This window comes from Streptomyces sp. NPDC002784 (assembly GCF_053592135.1).
The window spans coordinates 892,047-909,129 of record NZ_JBSFVD010000001.1 but is presented as its reverse complement, the minus strand read 5'-3'; the positions used below and the strand labels follow the sequence as shown (position 1 = coordinate 909,129).

Here is a 17,083-nt window from a genome sequence, read left to right as displayed (position 1 = left end):
CCGATGAGCAAGACGACAACCGACCGCGCCGAAGACCAGGACCTCGGCGCCGCCGGCTCCCAGCTCTCGACCGCCCCCAAGGAGGAGCCGGCGAACCTGCCCGCGATGGGGGTCGTCGGCTGGGTCCGCTGGTTCTGGCGGCAGCTGACCTCGATGCGGGTCGCGCTGCTGCTGCTCCTGCTGCTGGCCCTCGGCGCCATCCCCGGCTCCCTGATCCCGCAGTCCGGCAGCGACGAGACGAAGGTCGCCGAGTTCCGCGAGCGGCACGAGATCCTCGCGCCGGTCTACGACCAGCTCGGTCTCTTCCACGTCTACAGCTCGGTGTGGTTCTCCGCGATCTACATCCTGCTGTTCGTCTCCCTCATCGGCTGCATCGTGCCGCGCACCTGGCAGTTCGTGGGCCAGCTGCGCGGCCGGCCGCCGGGCGCCCCGAAGTGGCTGACCCGGCTGCCCGCCTACACCACCTGGCGCACCGAGGCGGAGCCCGAGCAGGTCCGCGAGGCCGCTCTCGCCCTGCTGAAGAAGAACCGCTTCCGCGCGCATGTCGCCGGTGACGCGGTCGCCGCCGAGAAGGGCTATCTGCGCGAGGTCGGCAACCTCCTCTTCCACATCGCGCTGATCGTGATGCTGATCGCCTTCGCCTGGGGCCAGCTCTTCAAGTCCGAGGGCAACAAGCTCCTCGTCGAGGGCAACGGCTTCTCCAACACCCTGATCTCCTACGACGACTTCAAGTCCGGCAACCTCTTCAGCACCCACGACCTGACGCCGTTCAGCTTCACCCTCGGCGACTTCACCGGCACCTACGAGACCACCGGCCCCAACAAGGGCACCCCGCGCACCTACCAGACCACCCTCACCTACTCCGAGGGCGCCTACGGCAAGGACCGCAGGACGACCGTCAAGGTCAACCAGCCGCTGGAGATCGGCGACTCCAAGGTCTACCTCACCGCCCACGGCTACGCCCCCGTCGTCACCGTCCGGGACGGCAAGGGCAAGGTGGTGTTCCGGGACGCCGTGCCGCTGCTGCCGCTGGACTCCAACGTCACCTCCACCGGCGTGATCAAGGTCCTCGACGGCTACAAGAACGCCGAGGGCGTGACCGAGCAGCTCGGGATCAAGGCCTTCTTCCTGCCGACCTACACCGCCGGCAGCGAGGTCGCCTCCACCTTCCCCGCCCTGATCAACCCGGTGCTGAACCTGGAGCCCTACCACGGCGACCTCGGCGTCAACTCGGGCATCCCGCAGAGCGTGTACCAGCTCGACAAGAAGCACATGAAGGGCTTCAAGAACGCCAAGGGCAAGCAGATGCGGGAGAACCTGCGGCCCGGGCAGACCGTGAAGCTGCCCGGCGGCGCCGGCTCGATCACCTACGAGGGCACCAAGGAGTGGGCGAACTTCCAGATCACCCAGCAGCCCGCGAGCGGCTGGGCGCTGGCCGGTTCCCTCGCCGCGATCCTCGGCCTGGCCGCCTCCCTGTTCATCCAGCGCCGCCGGGTGTGGGTGCGGGCGGTCAGGGGCGCCGACGGGGTGACCGTCGTGGAGATGGCCGGGCTCGGCCGCAGCGAGTCCGCCAAGGTGCCCGAGGAACTCGGCGACCTCGCCGGGATCCTGTACGAACGGGCGGCGCCCGGCGCGCCGGACCCCGAACCCACAACCGACCCCGCTGTACCTGCCGAAGGGGCTGAGAAGTGACTCTCGCCGCCGCAACCAACGAAAGCCTCGCGAGCCTCAGCAACACGCTGATCTACTCCGCGATGGCCGTCTACACCCTGGCGTTCTTCGCGTACATCGCCGAATGGCTCTTCGGCAGCCGCAGCAAGGTCGGCCGCACCGCCGCCGCGCTCACCGCGTCGCAGAAGGCGGGCGCTCCGGCGGTCACGGTGCGCAAGGCCGGCGGCACCGCCGTCCTGGAGCGGCCGAAGGTCGTCGTCCGGGCCGCGAGCGGCACCCGCGACGTGCCCGACGGCCCCGGCGCGCACGGCGGGGACGAGCAGGGCGACCTCTACGGCCGTATCGCCGTCTCGCTCACGGTGCTCGCCTTCCTCATCGAGTTCGGCGGTGTGCTCGCCCGGGCCCTGTCGGTGCAGCGGGCGCCGTGGGGCAACATGTACGAGTTCAACATCACCTTCTCCACGGTCGCCGTCGGGGTGTACCTGACGCTGCTGGCGCTGAAGAAGAACGTGCGCTGGCTCGGGCTGTTCCTGATCACCACGGTCCTCCTCGATCTCGGTCTCGCCGTCACTGTCTTGTACACCGACAGCGACCAGTTGGTTCCCGCGCTGCACTCGTACTGGCTGTACATCCACGTCTCCACCGCGATCTTCTGCGGCGCGGTGTTCTACGTGGGCGCGCTCTCCTCGCTGCTGTACCTCTTCAAGGACAGCTACGAGAACAAGCTCGCGGGCGGCGGCACCCCGGGCCGGTTCGCGAACTCCGTGCTGGACCGGCTGCCCGCCGCGGCGTCCCTGGACAAGTTCTCCTACCGCGTCAACGCCGCCGTCTTCCCGCTGTGGACGTTCACGATCATCGCGGGCGCGATCTGGGCGGGCGACGCCTGGGGCCGCTACTGGGGCTGGGACCCCAAGGAGACCTGGTCCTTCATCACCTGGGTCGCCTACGCCTGCTACCTGCACGCCCGGGCCACGGCCGGCTGGAAGGGCCGCAAGGCCGCCTACCTGGCCCTGATCGCCTTCGGCTGCTGGCTGTTCAACTACTACGGCGTCAACATCTTCGTCTCCGGCAAGCACTCCTACGCCGACGTGGGCCTGGGCGCGCTGCAGTCCGTGGGGTTCTGAACCTACGCTGGTGTCATGACCGGACCCATCGAACAGGGCACCAGCCAGACCGACGGGAGCACGCGCGTCCTGCACTTCCTGGTGCGGCTCCCGAAGCGCATGGAAGAGGTCTGGCCGGCGCTCGCGACCCCGGAGGGGCTGGCCGGCTGGTTCACCGACGTCGACGTCCTCGAACCCCGGCTCGGCGGGATCGTCGCCCTGCGCGGCCTGGGCGCCGGGGAGGTCACCGCCTGGGACGTGGACCGGGTCGCCGAGTACACCGTGGAGGGCGGCGGCCGGCTCCGCTTCCACCTGGAACGCGACGGCGACGAGGCGAGCGCCCTCCGCTTCACCCACGAGTACCAGGGCGGAACGGAGCCGGAGGACCGCTGGTGGACCCGCTTCGAACGCCTGATCGAGTTGTTGCGATAGCCCCGGGCGTCCCGGCCCTCACTCCCCGATGTCCTCGTGCCACAGCTCGGGCCGCTCCCGGATGAAGTCGCGCATCATCCCGACGCACTCGGAGTCGTCGAGCAGCACGACCTCCACGCCGTGCCCGGCCAGCCAGTCGTGCCCGCCGTGAAAGGTGACGGCCTCCCCGATGACGACCCGCGAGATCCCGAACTGCCGGACCAGCCCGGAGCAGTACCAGCAGGGCGAGAGGGTCGTCACCATGGTCGTCCCGCGATACGAACGCTGCCGTCCCGCGTTCCGGAACGCCGCCGTCTCCGCGTGGGTCGACGGGTCGTCGTCCTGGACGCGCCGGTTGTGGCCGCGGCCGAGCAGGGTGCCGTCGGCGCCGTAGAGCGCCGCGCCGATCGGGATGCCGCCCTCGGCGAGCCCGGCGCGGGCCTCCTCGACGGCGGTGGTGAGCCAGCTGCGTGCCTGTGACCGATCCATGGGTCCACTCTGGCCGAACGAAGCCGGTGCCTGCCACGTCGGAGTCACAGGCAGCGGGAAGAGGGGGCGTCCATGAGGGCGGTAGTGCTGATGGCCGGGATCACGGTCGTGGCGCTGAGCGCGGTCGGCTGCGCCGAGGCGGACGGGGGCGGGGCAGCGGAGGCGTCCTGCGCCTACCTCGTCGAGTACGACGACCGGCAGTACGGAGACGTGGCCAACATCGACTTCCTACCGGGTCAAGGGCCTGGACCCCGAGGTGGCCATCGCCGTGGGGGACGACCCGGGCGCCCTCCTCCTGGTCGCCGTCCGCCGGAACGGCGAACTGCCCCTGGAGTTCGAGAAGTTGCGGCAGGCGGCGACGGACGAGTGCGTCGGCACCCGCCCCGCCCCCACCGCGTCCGGCACCGACGACAACCCGGACGACACCCCCCTCTATCGCACCCTCGCCCACATCGACCGACTCGCCGCGAAGCGGTACGCGGGGTCCTTCACCGGGCTCTCCGTCGAGGCCGTCTGCGACGCCGCCGAGGACCTTCCGGTTGGCGTCGGTGTCGTGGATCCGACCGCCGAGCCGCTCATCCAGGACGCCTTCGACGCCGAGCACATCAAGGTCGTACACGTCGAGCAGAGCCACCTGGACCGATCGGCGACCCCGATGGGCCCATCGGCAGGACGCCCCAGCAGCCCGTGGACCTGCGCCGACACCGGCTCGTAGCGTCCAGGACATGACCTCAGAGAACAAGGGCACGGCCCAGCTGACGACCGCGATGGTGCTCTCCGGCACCCTCGGTGTCTTCGTCGTCGAGTCGGGCGCCTCGCCCTTCAACGTCGTCTTCTTCCGCGTCCTGTTCGGCGCCCTCGCCCTCGGCGGCTACATCCTCGCCCGCGGCTGGTTCCGCGAGCGCGGCCTCGGCTTCACGCCCCGCACCCTCGCACTCGCCGTCCTCGGCGGCGTGTTCATCGTCTTCAACTGGGTCTTCCTCTTCCAGTCGTACGAGAACACGTCCATCTCCGTCGCCACGGTCGTCTACCACACCCAGCCGTTCTACGTCGTCCTGCTCGGCGCCCTCCTCTTCCGCGAGCGGATCACCGCCGCCAAGGCCGGCTGGATCGGCGTCGCCTTCGCGGGACTGGTCCTCGTCTCCGGCGTCCGGCCCGGGGACCTGACCGCCGCCTCGGGCGAGTACGTCCTCGGCCTGGGCCAGGCCCTCCTCGCCGCGCTCCTCTACGGCCTGTCCACCGTCGTCACCAAGAGAATCACCGGCGTCCGCCCGCACCTCATCGCCCTGGTCCAGGTCATCGTCGGCATCCCGCTCCTCCTGCCCTTCGCCGACTTCGGCGCGATGGCCGGCACCGGCGCGGACTGGGGCTGGCTGGTCGGGCTCGGGGTCATCCACACCGGGCTGATGTACGTCCTGATGTACGCCGCCTACGCCCAGCTCCCCACCCCGAAGATCGCCGTCCTCGCCTTCGTCTACCCGGCGGTCGCGATGACCGTCGACTGGGCGGTGTACGGCCATCACATCGGCCTGGTCCAGGCGCTCGGCGTCCCGCTGATCGTGACGGCGAGCCTGAAGGTCACCCTTGCTCGGCGATCAGCTTCCGTGCCTGCTCAAGGAAGAGCCGGGCGTGCGCCGGAAGCCGCTTCCCGGCCCGCCACGCCAGCTGCGTCCGAAGCGTGAACGGCGGCTCCCACGGCAGCCGTACCAGCGACCCCTCCGCGAGTTCGGCGGCGACCGTCACCTCGGGCAGCAAGGCGATCCCGAGACCGGCCGCCGCCGCCCGCTTGGTCGCCTCGATGGTGCCGAACTCCATGAACTCCACAGCCGGGTCCACCGACTTCAGCTCCCGCTCGAACAAGTCCCGGTAGGCGCAGCCGGGTTCCGTGGCGAGCAGCGGATGCCGGAGCAGACCGGCCGTCCCCGGGACCTCCACCGCGGTGCCCGCCACCAGCGCCAGCGGCTCGACCGCCAGCACCTCGCTCTCCAGGCCGGGATGGTCCGTCTCCGCCTCCATCAGGAAGCCGAGGTCGTACGTCCCCTGCCGCAGCGCCTGCCGGGTCTCGTCGCCGATCGTCGTGCGCAGCGCGAGCCGCACCTTCGGATAGCGGTGGTGGAACAGTTCCAGCAGCGGGGGCAGCCGGTAGGAGGTCAGCGACTCCATGGTGCCGACGACGAGCGACCCCGTCGGCTCCTCTTCGGCCGTCACCGCGGCCCGGGCCTCGGCGCTCAGCTCGATGATCTGCCGGGCGTAGGGCAGCAGCCGCTCACCCGCCTCCGTCAGCCGGATCCGCCCGCCGAGCCGGTCGAACAGCTCGGTGCCGAGGGAGGATTCCAGGGCCCGGATCTGACTGGTCACACTGGACTGCGCGTACGCCAGCTCCGCCGCGGCCCGCGTGAAGCTCAGGACGGTCGCGACCTTCTCGAAGGTGACGAGGAGCCGCAGCTCCATGTCAGGGCTCGTCCCGCTTCTTCTTGTCGTCGTCCTCGTCCAGGGACTTCAGGAAGTCCGGGTTGTCGTCGGGCGCCACCCACTGCTGGGAGCGGCCCGTGCGCACCCCGGACCAGCCCTCGGCGGCCGGGCTGCGCTTCTTGCCCGCGATCAGCCACGAGATCGAGCCGACCAGCGGGAACAGCAGCACGAGGATCGCCCACAGCGGCTTGGGGATGTGCCGGATGTCCTCGTCCTTCGTGCTGATGCAGTCGATGAAGGCGTAGATGCTCAGCGCCAGCGGTACCAGGAACATCAGCACCCGGAGCATGGGGCCCTCCAGCGATTAGTGGTCGGGGACGCGATCACAGCCCCCAGGTACAGGGCCAGGGTAGCGGCTCGGGGATACTTGACCCCATGGCTTACGACGATCTTCGTTCCCTGCTCAGGGCACTGGAACGCGAAGGCGACCTCAAACGCGTCAAAGCTGAGGTCGATCCGTATCTGGAGGTCGGGGAGATCGTCGACCGGGTGCAGAAGGCAGGTGGCCCGGCACTGCTCTTCGAGAACGTGAAGGGCTCCTCGATGCCCCTCGCGATGAACGTCTTCGGCACCGACCGCCGGCTCCTGAAGGCGCTCGGCCTGAAGTCCTACGCCGAGATCAGCGAGAAGATCGGCGGGCTGCTCAAGCCCGAGCTGCCGCACGGCTTCGTGGGCGTGCGGGAGGCCTTCGGCAAGCTCGGCGCGATGGCCCACGTACCGCCGAAGAAGGTCAAGTCCTCCGACGCGCCGGTGCAGGAGGTCGTCCTGCACGGGGACGACGTCGACCTCGACGCCCTGCCCGCCCTGTTCACCTGGCCCAAGGACGGCGGCTCCTTCTTCAACCTGGGGCTGACCCACACCAAGGACCCGGAGTCCGGGGTCCGCAACCTCGGTCTGTACCGGCTCCAGCGCCACGACCGGCGCACCATCGGCATGCACTGGCAGATCCACAAGGACAGCCGCAACCACTACCAGGTCGCCGCGCGCCGGGGCGAGCGGCTGCCGGTCGCGATCGCCTTCGGCTGCCCCCCGGCCGTCAGCTACGCCTCCACCGCCCCGCTCCCCGGCGACATCGACGAGTACCTCTTCGCCGGGTTCCTCGCGGGCAAGCGGATCGAGATGGTCGACTGCAAGACGGTCCCGCTGCAGGTCCCGGCGCAGGCGGAGGTGGTGATCGAGGGCTGGCTGGAGCCGGGCGAGATGCTGCCGGAGGGCCCCTTCGGCGACCACACCGGCTTCTACACCCCGCAGGAACCGTTCCCCGCTCTGAAGATCGACTGCGTGACGATGCGGAAGCGCCCGCTGCTCCAGTCGATCGTCGTGGGCCGCCCGCCGACGGAGGACGGGCCCCTGGGCCGGGCGACCGAGCGCTTCTTCCTGCCCCTGCTGAAGATCATCGTCCCGGACATCGTGGACTACCACCTGCCCGAGGCGGGCGGCTTCCACAACTGCGCGATCGTCTCGATCGACAAGAAGTACCCCAAGCACGCGCAGAAGGTGATGCACGCGATCTGGGGCGCCCACATGATGTCCCTGACGAAGCTGATCGTGGTCGTCGACTCCGACTGCGACGTCCACGACCTGCACGAGGTCGCCTGGCGGGCGCTGGGCAACACCGACTACGCCCGTGACCTGTCGGTCGTCGAGGGTCCCGTCGACCATCTCGACCACGCCTCCTACCAGCAGTTCTGGGGCGGCAAGGCGGGTATCGACGCGACGAGGAAGTGGCCCGAGGAGGGCTACACCCGCGACGGCGGCTGGCCGGACATGGTGGAGTCGGACCCGGAGACGGCGGCGAAGGTGGACCGCCGGTGGAAGGAATACGGGCTGTGACTTCCGCGTCTGCCGCGCTTCCCCAGCCGGGCCGCACCAAGGCGTTCCTGCGCCTGGTCATGATCGAGCACTCGGTCTTCGCGCTGCCCTTCGCCTACATCGCCGCCCTGACCGCGATGTTCCAGTGGGACGAGAACATCCATTGGGGCCGGCTGCTGCTGGTCACCGTCTGCATGGTCGGCCTGCGCACCTTCGCCATGGCCGTGAACCGGATCATCGACCGCGAGATCGACGCCCGCAACCCCCGCACCGCGCACCGCGAGCTGGTGACCGGCGCGATGTCGGTGAAGCACGCCTGGACGGGCGCGCTGATCGCGCTGGTGGTCTTCCTGGGCTCGGCGGCGGCGCTGAACCCCCTGTGCCTGGCCCTCGCGCCGGTCGCGGTGATCCCGATGGTGGTCTACCCCTACGGCAAGCGGTTCACCAACTACCCGCAGGCCATCCTTGCTCTGGCCCAGGCGATGGGCCCGATCGGCGGCTGGCTGGCGATCACCGGCGAGTGGTCCTGGGACGCGGTGATCCTGGGCCTCGCGGTCGGCATCTGGATCGGCGGCTTCGACCTGATCTACGCCTGCCAGGACGTGGAGTCGGACCGCGAGACCGGCGTCAAGTCGGTCCCGGCCCGCTTCGGCGTCCCGGCGTCCGTCCAGGCCGCCCGGGTCTGCCACGCCCTCACCACGCTGCTGCTCGTCTGGTACGCGCTGGCCACCGGCGCGGGCGCGTTCTTCTGGCTCGGCCTGCTGATCGTGGCGGGAGCCTTCGTCTACGAGCACACCATCGTCCGCCCGACCGATCTCTCCCGCCTGAACAGGGCGTTCTTCAGCGTCAACGGCTTCATCGGCATCGCCCTGTTCGGCTGCGCCCTGCTGGACCTCCTGGTGCGGGGGCTGACCGTCTGACCGTCCCGTCCACCGGTACGCTCAAGATGTGAACGCAGGAGAATCGCAGCGCGTGCCTTGGATCGTGGGGGTGTCCGGAGCGTCCGGGACGCCGTACGCGGCTGCTGTGCTGCGCGCGCTGCTCGCGGCGGGGGAGAGCGTGGATCTGGTGGTGAGCCGCGCCTCGCGGCTCACGCTGCTCGACGAGACCGGGCTCTCCTTCCGGGACGCGCACTGGCAGGACGACCTGCGCGCCTGGCTGTCCCGGGGGGCGGACGGAAAGCCGGGCACCTTCGACCCGGACATCGCGGGGGTACGGCACTGGAGTGCCGGGGACCTCGCGGCGGGGCCGTCCTCCGGCTCGTACCCCACGAAGGGCATGCTGATCGTGCCGGCGTCCACCGCCGCCGTCGCGGGTGTGGCGCTCGGGCTGTCCAAGGACCTGCTGCAGCGGACCGCGAGCGTCACCCTGAAGGAAGGCCGCAAGCTGGTCGTCGCCGTACGGGAGACCCCCTTGAACGGGCAGACGCTGCGGCACCTGGTCACCCTCGACGACGCGGGCGCCACCGTCGTGCCCGCCTCGCCGGCCTTCTACGCCGGGGCCACCCACATCCAGGACCTGGTGGACTTCGTCGCCGGGCGGGTGCTCGACGCGGCGGGCGTGCCGCACCGCCTCTACCGCCGCTGGAAGGGCGACCTCGGCGGCGCACGCACCGACTGAGGCGGCACGGCAGGACGCATCAACCGTTTCAGACCTCTTCAGACCTCTTCAAGATCTTTCGGATCAGGATCATTCAGCGGAAGGCTTCGAATCGCATGGACGCGGTGGACAGGCAGCTCATCCAGGCCCTGAGGGAGAACGGCCGGGCCTCCTACGCGGAGCTTGGGCGCCTCGTCGGCCTGTCGGGACCCAGTGTCACCGACCGCATCAACCGGCTGGAGGCGGCCGGGGTCATCACCGGCTACCGCGCCACGGTCGACGCCGCCTCCCTCGGCCTCGGCGTCACCGCCCTGATCGGCATCTCGCTCTCCGACGCGGCCGACCACGAGGACGTGGCCCGGCGCATGAAGGACCTCTCGGAGATCGAGGACTGCTGGTTCATCGCCGGCGACGACTCGTACATGCTCAAGGTGCGGGCGAACGACGTGGACGGCCTGGAGAAGATCATCCGGCGGCTCAGCGGCACCAAGGGCGTCTCCCGGACCCGTACCACCATCGTGCTCTCCACGAAGTGGGAGAACCGGGTGGGTGAGTTGCCCGAAGAGGTGTAGGCCCGCAGGGCCGTATGGGGGTACCGCCCGCCCGAAGGGTGGGGGAGTAGGTTTGTCACGTCGGTCTAGGAGAGGTGTACGCATGGACGTCGGGCTCAAGCGCGAGCTGGAGGAGAAGGTCCGCTCCGGTGAGCGGCTGACCCGCGAGGACGGCATCGCGCTGTACGCGTCGGACGATCTCGCCTGGCTCGGCGGACTCGCCCACGAGGTGCGGACCCGCAAGAACGGCGACGTGGTCCACTTCAACGTCAACCGTCACCTCAACATGACCAACGTGTGCACGGCGTCCTGCGCCTACTGCTCCTTCCAGCGCAAGCCGGGGGAGAAGGACGCGTACACGATGCGCATCGAGGAGGCGGTGAAGCTCGCCAAGGCGATGGAGTCGGAGAACCTGACCGAGCTGCACATCGTCAACGGCCTGCACCCGAACCTGCCGTGGCGCTACTACCCGCGCTCGCTGCGGGAGCTGAAGGCCGCCCTGCCGCACGTGTCCCTGAAGGCCTTCACGGCGACGGAGATCCACCACTTCGAGACGATCTCGGGCCTGTCGGCGTCGGAGATCCTGGACGAGCTGATCGACGCGGGCCTGGAGTCGCTGACCGGTGGCGGCGCGGAGATCTTCGACTGGGAGGTCCGCCAGCACATCGTGGACCACCGCACGCACTGGGAGGACTGGTCGCGGATCCACCGCCTGGCGCACGAGAAGGGTCTGAAGACCCCGAGCACCATGCTCTACGGCCACATCGAGGAGCCCCGGCACCGGGTGGACCATGTGCTGCGGCTGCGCGAGCTGCAGGACGAGACCGGCGGCTTCCAGGTCTTCATCCCGCTGCGCTACCAGCACGACTTCGTGGACATGCAGGACGGCAAGGTCCGCAACCGCCTCCAGGCGCGCACCCAGATGGCGACCGGCGCGGAGGCGCTGAAGACGTTCGCGGTGTCGCGGCTGCTGTTCGACAACGTGCCGCACGTCAAGGTCTTCTGGGTCATGCACGGCGTCCAGACGGCGCAGCTGGCCCTGCAGCACGGCGCTGACGACATGGACGGCTCGGTCGTCGAGTACAAGATCACCCACGACGCGGACAACTACGGCACGCCGAACAAACTCACCCGCGAGGACCTGCTGGACCTGATCAGGGACGCAGGCTTCCGCCCGGTCGAGCGGAACACGCGCTACGAGATCATCCGAGAGTACGAGGGCCCGGACCCGGCCCGCAGGGAGTCCCCCCAGCCGATGCGGGTGTGAGGGCGAGGCCGTTACGGCTGGTCGGGCTTCCCCCGGTTCCCACCTCAGGGGCGCGGGGAACTGCGCGACCAGCCCCCACCGGCCCGCATCCGCCACACATGCTCGGCGTAATGGTTACGATGCGCAGGTGGCCCTTACCTTCACCCTCGACCCCGCCGTCGGCCCCACCCTCCGCGACGGCGTCCTCGACCTGTGGACGGACGTCTCCAACGCCGGCGGCTCCGTCGGCTTCGTGCCCCCGGTGACCCGCGAAGCGATACGCCCCGAGCTGCTCAAGCACTTCGCGGCGATGGCCGAGGGCCGCACCCGCCTGCTCGTCGGGCACGACCCGGACGGACAGGTCGCCGCCACCGCGTTCTTCACCTTCAACACGCACCGGCTGATGACGCACTGGGTGTGGCTGTACACGGTGATGGTGCACCCCCGGCACCAGGGCAAGGGCTACGGCCGGGACCTGCTCGCCGCCGCCGAGCGCGCGGCCCGCGGTTTCGACGGCATCGACGCCGTACGGCTCACCTGCCGCGGCGGTCAGGGCCTGGAGCGCTTCTACGGCTCCTGCGGCTACAAGGAGGTCGGCCGGATCCCGGACGCCATCGAGGTCGCCCCCGGTGACCGCCGCGACGACGTGATCATGCTGCTGCCGCTCGACTGAGCCCCGCCCCCAAGATCGCGCCCCGGACATGCTTCACTGGATGTCGCACCTTTGGGACTTTGTCGGAATCGGAAGACTGGATTGAGATGCTCCGCTACACGCTGATGCGCCTCGGGATCTTCGCGGGCTGCCTCGTGGTCGTCTGGGGCCTCGTCTACTCCGGTGTCGCCCCGCGCGGCCTCGGCGACTCCAACGGCATGTGGGTCGTGCTGCTCGCCCTGCTGATCTCCGCCCCGATCAGCTTCGTCGTGCTGCGCAAGGAGCGGGACCGCGCCTCCGTGCAGATCGTCCAGAGGGTCGACCGGGTGAAGGCCAACCTGGAGGCGAACCGCTCCCAGGAGGACGGCATCGACGACTCCGCTCGGGCGCAGGGGCAGACGTCCTAGTCTTGCCCCATGGGTGCAGTCAAGTCCAAGCGAATGCCGCGTGCGGTCCGTGAACAGCAGATGCTGGACGCCGCCGTACGGACCTTCGGGCGCCGCGGATACATGGCCGCCTCGATGGACGAGATCGCCGAACTCGCCGGTGTCTCCAAACCGTTGGTCTACCTGTACCTGAACTCCAAGGAAGACCTCTTCACCGCCTGCATCCGCCGCGAGGCGCGCGCGCTCACCGCCGCCGTACGGGCCGGGGTCGACGCCGACGCGCCCCCCGACCGCCAACTCTGGGACGGCCTGCGGGCGTTCTTCACGCACACCGCCCGCAACCCGGACGGCTGGGCGGTGCTGCACTTCCAAGCCCGCACCCACGGCGACGCGTTCGCCGCCGAGGCGACCGCGATGCGCGAGGAGATCGTCGCGTTCGTCACCCAGCTGATCCTCGCCGCCGCCCGCGCCGCCCACCGCGACCCGGACCTCCCCGAGGACGAGGTCGCCGGGCTCGCCGAGGCCCTGGTCGGCGCCGCCGAGTCGCTCGCCGACTGGGCCAACGCCACCCCCGGCGTCAGCGCCCGCCAGGCCGCCGCGACCCTGATGAACTTCGCCTGGGCGGGACTGGGCAACATGATGGACGGCCGCCCCTGGGTGCCGCCGGTCAGCTGACCGTCCCCGCCAGGTGCACGCGGCCCGCGCCGCCGCGCACCTCGAACCGCCCCGGCTCCGCCCCGTACGTCACCGTCCCCGGCAGCGGCACCGGCGCCCGGAACTCCGCGGTGACCCGGGCCGCCGGTGGAACCCCGTAGGCAGCCAGACAGCGCGCCACCGTCCACATCCCGTGCGCGATGGGCCGGGGGAAGCCGAACGGCCGGGCGGTGAGCGGGTGGAGGTGGATGGGGTTGCGGTCGCCGGAGACGGCGGCGTACCGCCGTCCGAGGTCCGCGCCGAGCCGCCAGTCGGCGACCGCGGGCAGCGGCGCCCGCTCCTGCCGCGGTGCGGCGCGCGTGTCCGTCCGGTGCCGCGCGAGATAGGTGCTGCGCGACTCCCATACGGCGGCCCCGCCGGCCCTGAGTTCCGTCACCACCGCCGCCTCCGTGCCGCGCCGGTGCGGGGCAAGTCCGGCGACGTACACGGTGAGTTCGTACTCCTGAAGGGCCGCGAGCCGTTCCCGCTGGGTGATCTCGATCGAGGTGTGCACGAGTCCCAGCAGCGGCAGCGGGAAGTCCCGTCCGCTCATCAGCCGCAGGGCCGACGGGAAGCCCAGCACATGCGGGTAGGTGAGCGGCAGGGCGTCCTCGCCGGTGGCGAAGCCGCACACCCGCTCGTAGGCGGCGAGCCGCGCGAGGTCGACGCGCACGCCCGGCAGGACCAGCCGGCCGCGCGGGAAGTCGGCGTCGGCGCGGGGCCGTTTGAAGGGTGAGAGCAGGGCACCGAGAACGACGGTCATGGCGGCTTCCACCTTGCTTCCCCTCGTGACTGCTGCTTACTTCGGAGTAAGGTTACCGGAGGTAAGCACTTCTGTACGCCCCGAACCGGAGTGACCCTCACGTAACCCCCGAGGATGCACAGCCCCGCCCCCGAGCCCTCCCCGAACACGCACAGCCCCCACACGTAAGCCCCGTACGATCTCCTTCCTAACCGGCGGTAACCCCGTTCCGCACGTAGGGAGCCGTCCGCGAACGCCGTGCCAGGAGCCGCCCGTGTCCACGCCACTGCCTTCCTTCGCCGCGTCCGCCGCCTTCGACGACGCCCCCGCCCCCACCCTCGTGGAGCCGGAGACACGGCGGCTGGACGGAGCCGTCCGGGAGGCGTACGTACCGCCCTTCGCGCCGCCCGTCTCGCACGGCTCACTGGGCGACCTGCCGTTCGACAACGCCCTCGCGGTGCCGGACAAGGTGCTGCTCAGCCGCAAGACGCGGGACGGCAGTTGGGCCGACGTGACGGCGACGCGGTTCGCCGCGCAGGTGCTAGCCGTGGCCAAGGGGCTGATCGCCGAGGGGCTGATGCCGGGCGACCGGATCGCCGTCATGGCGCGCACGACGTACGAGTGGACACTGCTCGACTTCGCCGCCTGGGCCGCCGGCCTGGTGACCGTGCCCGTCTATCCGACCTCGTCCGTCTTCCAGACCCGCTGGATCCTCCAGGACTCCGGCGCCGTCGCCCTGGTCACCGAGACCGTCGCACAGGCCGCCGCCCTCGGCCCCGAGCGCGAACGCCTCCCCGACCTGCAGCACTTGTGGGTGATGGAGAAGGGCCATGTCGAACGGCTCGCGGAGACCGGCCGCCGGATACCGGACCAGGAGGTCGAGGTGCGCCGGGGCATGCTCGGCCCGAGCACCCTGGCCACCCTGATCTACACCTCCGGCACCACCGGCCGCCCCAAGGGCTGCGCGCTCACCCACGGCAACTTCTTCGCCGAGGTCGACAACGCCATCGAACTGCTCTACCCCGTCTTCAAGTCCAGATCCGACGAGGACATCTCGGTCCTGCTCTTCCTGCCGATGTCCCATGTCTTCGGCCGCATGGTCGCGGTGGCCTGCGTCCGCGCCCGGGTACGCCTCGGCCACGCGCCGAGCCTCCAGTCCGAGGACCTCCTCGCGGACCTCGCCGCCTTCCGCCCGACCTGCCTGCTCGCCATCCCCTACATGCTGGAGAAGGTCTACAACTCCGCCCGCGCCAAGGCGGAGGCGGGCGGCCGGCTGACCATGTTCGACCGGGCCGCCGCCGTCGCGGGCCGCTACGGCGAGGCCATGGAGGCCAAGCAGCACGGCACCGGCTCGGGTCCGGGCCGCGCCCTGAGCATGGCCCGTTCCTTCTACGACCCGCTCGTCTACCGCCGGATCCGCAACGCCATGGGCGGCCGGGTCCGCCACGCGATCTGCGGCGGCTCCCCGCTCGGGCGCCGCCTCGCCGCGTTCTACGCCGGTGCGGGCATCGAGATCTACGAGGGCTACGGCCTGACCGAGACGACCGCCGCCGCCACCGTCACCCCGCCCCTCAAGCCCCGCCTGGGCACGGTGGGCTGGCCGCTGCCCGGCACCCGGGTCCGGATCGCCGCCGACGGCGAGATCCTGATCTCCGGCGAGCAGGTGCTGCGCGGCTACTGGGACCCGGCCGCCGGGGGAGTGGTCCCGGCCGCGGTGGACGGCTGGCTCGCCACCGGTGACATCGGCGAACTGGACGACGAGGGCTATCTGACCATCACCGGCCGCAAGAAGGAGCTGCTGATCACGGCCGGCGGCAAGAGCGTGGCCCCGGCACCGCTGGAGAACTGGCTCCGTTCCCACCCGCTCATCTCGCAGGCCATGGTCCTCGGCGACCGCCGCCCCTACGTCACCGCCCTGATCACCCTCGACACCGACGGCGTGAACCACTGGCGCCGGATGAACGGCCGCCACCCGGTACCGGCCGAACTCCTCGTCGACGACCAGGAGTTGCGGGCCGTCGTGCAGCGGGCGGTGAACGAGGCGAACAAGCTGGTCTCGCGCCCCGAGTCGATCCGCCGGTTCGCGATCCTGCCCAGGGACTTCACGGAGTTCACGGGCCACCTCACCCCGTCGATGAAGCTGCGCCGGGCGGCGGTCATGCGGGACTTCGCGGCCGAGATCGAGGCGCTGTACGAGCGCTGAGCGTCAGGGCTGCGGCCAGTGGTCCGAGGCGAGGAAGGCGGACCAGGCGGCGGGGGAGAGGGTCAGCCGGGGGCCGGTGGGGGTCTTGGAGTCGCGGAGGTGGATGGTGGTGGGGGTTATGGCGACCTCCAGGCATTCGCCGCCCTCGCCGTCGCTGTAGCTGGACTTGAACCAGGCGAGCTGCTCTTTGTTCATAGCTCCTCCAGCTTGCTCTCGATCAACTTGCGGGTCTCCGAGGGGGAGAGCGCCATCGCTCGCATGATCCCATAGCGATCGGCGATCTTCCGGACCTCTTCTGGATCGGTGACCAGCCGGGGGTGCCCCTGCGCTTCCGTGTACGCCACCTGCCCGTGGCCCTTTGGCGTCAGCAGGTTGAACGCGCTGCCCAGATTGGGGTGTTCCTCCACGCGGGTCGGCATCACCTGGATTTCGACGTTCTGCATCTGCCCCACATGCAGCATGCGGCGAAGCTGGTCCGTGTGCACACGCCGACCCCCGATCGGCCGATCCAGCAGGACCTCTTCGAGGACATAGCTCACGATCGGAGCAGGCCGACGCTCGAAGACCTGCTGCCGCGAGAGCCGGTCCGCCACCCGCCGCTCGATCGTCTCCTCGTCGAGGAACGGCCGCCGTTTCGCGAACACGGCCCGTGCGTAGTCCTCGCTCTGCAACAGACCCGGCACGCCGTGGTTGGCGTAGAAGTGGAGCTCGACCGCCTCCGCTTCCAGCCCCGCGTAGTCCCGGTACCACTCCGGGTGCCGGGTCCTCGCTTTTGTCATCGCCGCCTGTACTTCCGGAATAACCTCCTTCAACAGGCCCCCGGCGTCCAGGATTTCGTCGGCCTTCTCCAAAAGATCCGGCTGTGGCGTCCGTACGCCCCGCTCGATCGCCGAGATCGCGTCCGGGCCGTATCCCACCAGCGCCCCGAACTCCTTCTGCGTCAGCCCTTTCCGCTCTCGCAGCAGTCGGAGCATCTTGCCCACGGCCGTGAACAACCCCGTCGTTCCGTCCGCCTCCGCCGGTGTCTCAGGACCCCGTTTGCTCACGTCCGCA

Annotated in this window: 20 protein-coding genes; 14 read left to right on the top strand and 6 right to left on the bottom strand. The window is 70.1% G+C overall.

The genetic code is table 11. The features are described 5' to 3' along the window. The first annotated feature begins 3 nt into the window (after positions 1–3). From resB to ACWD1Z_RS04225, 3 genes are read left to right on the top strand one after another with little or no spacing between them, the layout of a single operon-like run. Positions 4–1,692 (top strand): cytochrome c biogenesis protein ResB, encoded by a 1,689-nt coding sequence (gene resB / locus ACWD1Z_RS04235; protein WP_451115315.1) that lies wholly within the window; start codon positions 4–6, stop codon positions 1,690–1,692. Beyond that, positions 1,689–2,795 carry a c-type cytochrome biogenesis protein CcsB gene (gene ccsB / locus ACWD1Z_RS04230; protein ID WP_451115314.1) on the top strand — a complete coding sequence of 369 codons (1,107 nt, stop codon included), beginning with the start codon at positions 1,689–1,691 and terminating at the stop codon, positions 2,793–2,795. Before resB ends, ccsB begins: the two co-directional genes overlap by 4 nt. A gap of 15 nt (positions 2,796–2,810) precedes the next feature. Next, a complete protein-coding gene (locus ACWD1Z_RS04225) occupies positions 2,811–3,206 on the top strand; it encodes a hypothetical protein (protein WP_451115312.1) in 396 nt (131 codons plus the stop codon). A gap of 18 nt (positions 3,207–3,224) precedes the next feature. On the opposite strand, the gene ACWD1Z_RS04220 is transcribed toward ACWD1Z_RS04225, so the two are convergent. Beyond that, positions 3,225–3,674, bottom strand: a complete 450-nt coding sequence (locus ACWD1Z_RS04220) for a nucleoside deaminase (protein WP_451115311.1) — start codon at positions 3,672–3,674, stop codon at positions 3,225–3,227. Between the two features lie 256 nt (positions 3,675–3,930). On the opposite strand from ACWD1Z_RS04220, the gene ACWD1Z_RS04215 reads away from it, so the two are divergent. Both ACWD1Z_RS04215 and ACWD1Z_RS04210 read left to right on the top strand, forming a co-directional pair. Further along, complete coding sequence (locus tag ACWD1Z_RS04215) at positions 3,931–4,389, top strand: hypothetical protein (RefSeq protein ID WP_451115309.1); 459 nt, start codon at positions 3,931–3,933, stop codon at positions 4,387–4,389. 10 nt (positions 4,390–4,399) lie between these two features. Beyond that, positions 4,400–5,356: a DMT family transporter gene (locus ACWD1Z_RS04210; RefSeq protein ID WP_451115308.1), complete on the top strand. Its 957-nt coding sequence runs from the start codon at positions 4,400–4,402 to the stop codon at positions 5,354–5,356. Here the strand turns inward: ACWD1Z_RS04210 and ACWD1Z_RS04205 are convergent. Beyond that, positions 5,253–6,125, bottom strand: coding sequence for a LysR family transcriptional regulator (locus ACWD1Z_RS04205; protein ID WP_451115306.1), 873 nt, complete (start codon positions 6,123–6,125; stop codon positions 5,253–5,255). The genes ACWD1Z_RS04210 and ACWD1Z_RS04205 overlap by 104 nt on opposite strands. 1 nt (position 6,126) lies before the next feature. Further along, complete coding sequence (locus ACWD1Z_RS04200) at positions 6,127–6,435, bottom strand: PLD nuclease N-terminal domain-containing protein (protein WP_451115304.1); 309 nt, start codon at positions 6,433–6,435, stop codon at positions 6,127–6,129. A gap of 86 nt (positions 6,436–6,521) precedes the next feature. Between ACWD1Z_RS04200 and ACWD1Z_RS04195 the strand changes: the two genes are divergently transcribed. The 8 genes from ACWD1Z_RS04195 to ACWD1Z_RS04160 all read left to right on the top strand — a co-directional run bounded on the left by ACWD1Z_RS04195 (position 6,522) and on the right by ACWD1Z_RS04160 (position 13,067). Then, a complete protein-coding gene (locus ACWD1Z_RS04195; protein WP_451115302.1) occupies positions 6,522–7,979 on the top strand; it encodes a menaquinone biosynthesis decarboxylase in 1,458 nt (485 codons plus the stop codon). Then, positions 7,976–8,878 carry a menaquinone biosynthesis prenyltransferase MqnP gene (gene mqnP, locus ACWD1Z_RS04190; protein ID WP_451115300.1) on the top strand — a complete coding sequence of 301 codons (903 nt, stop codon included), beginning with the start codon at positions 7,976–7,978 and terminating at the stop codon, positions 8,876–8,878. Before ACWD1Z_RS04195 ends, mqnP begins: the two co-directional genes overlap by 4 nt. Positions 8,879–8,930: 52 nt before the next feature. Next, complete coding sequence (locus ACWD1Z_RS04185) at positions 8,931–9,578, top strand: UbiX family flavin prenyltransferase (protein ID WP_451115298.1); 648 nt, start codon at positions 8,931–8,933, stop codon at positions 9,576–9,578. A gap of 95 nt (positions 9,579–9,673) precedes the next feature. After that, a complete protein-coding gene (locus ACWD1Z_RS04180; protein WP_250070821.1) occupies positions 9,674–10,129 on the top strand; it encodes an Lrp/AsnC family transcriptional regulator in 456 nt (151 codons plus the stop codon). A gap of 82 nt (positions 10,130–10,211) precedes the next feature. Beyond that, positions 10,212–11,375, top strand: coding sequence for an aminofutalosine synthase MqnE (mqnE, locus tag ACWD1Z_RS04175; protein ID WP_389415543.1), 1,164 nt, complete (start codon positions 10,212–10,214; stop codon positions 11,373–11,375). A 127-nt stretch (positions 11,376–11,502) separates the two neighbouring features. Next, on the top strand, positions 11,503–12,027 hold the full coding sequence (locus ACWD1Z_RS04170) for an N-acetyltransferase family protein (protein ID WP_451115296.1): 525 nt from the start codon (positions 11,503–11,505) through the stop codon (positions 12,025–12,027). 86 nt (positions 12,028–12,113) lie between these two features. Then, complete coding sequence (locus ACWD1Z_RS04165; RefSeq protein ID WP_389415542.1) at positions 12,114–12,413, top strand: DUF4229 domain-containing protein; 300 nt, start codon at positions 12,114–12,116, stop codon at positions 12,411–12,413. Positions 12,414–12,422: 9 nt separating this feature from the next. Then, positions 12,423–13,067, top strand: a complete 645-nt coding sequence (locus tag ACWD1Z_RS04160) for a TetR/AcrR family transcriptional regulator (RefSeq protein ID WP_451115294.1) — start codon at positions 12,423–12,425, stop codon at positions 13,065–13,067. Here the strand turns inward: ACWD1Z_RS04160 and ACWD1Z_RS04155 are convergent. Continuing rightward, positions 13,060–13,848: a MaoC family dehydratase gene (locus ACWD1Z_RS04155; RefSeq protein WP_451115292.1), complete on the bottom strand. Its 789-nt coding sequence runs from the start codon at positions 13,846–13,848 to the stop codon at positions 13,060–13,062. The genes ACWD1Z_RS04160 and ACWD1Z_RS04155 overlap by 8 nt on opposite strands. A 253-nt stretch (positions 13,849–14,101) precedes the next feature. Here ACWD1Z_RS04155 and ACWD1Z_RS04150 point away from each other — a divergent pair, with 253 nt between their 5' ends. Next, positions 14,102–16,030, top strand: coding sequence for an AMP-dependent synthetase/ligase (locus ACWD1Z_RS04150; protein ID WP_451115291.1), 1,929 nt, complete (start codon positions 14,102–14,104; stop codon positions 16,028–16,030). Between the two features lie 3 nt (positions 16,031–16,033). Here the strand turns inward: ACWD1Z_RS04150 and ACWD1Z_RS04145 are convergent, their stop codons facing one another. Continuing rightward, positions 16,034–16,225 (bottom strand): DUF397 domain-containing protein, encoded by a 192-nt coding sequence (locus tag ACWD1Z_RS04145; RefSeq protein ID WP_451115289.1) that lies wholly within the window; start codon positions 16,223–16,225, stop codon positions 16,034–16,036. Next, the gene (locus ACWD1Z_RS04140; protein WP_451115467.1) at positions 16,222–17,004 is read right to left on the bottom strand and encodes a helix-turn-helix domain-containing protein; all 783 of its coding nucleotides are present in this window, start codon (positions 17,002–17,004) and stop codon (positions 16,222–16,224) included. The genes ACWD1Z_RS04145 and ACWD1Z_RS04140 overlap by 4 nt, the downstream gene beginning before the upstream one ends. Positions 17,005–17,083: the final 79 nt, after the last annotated feature.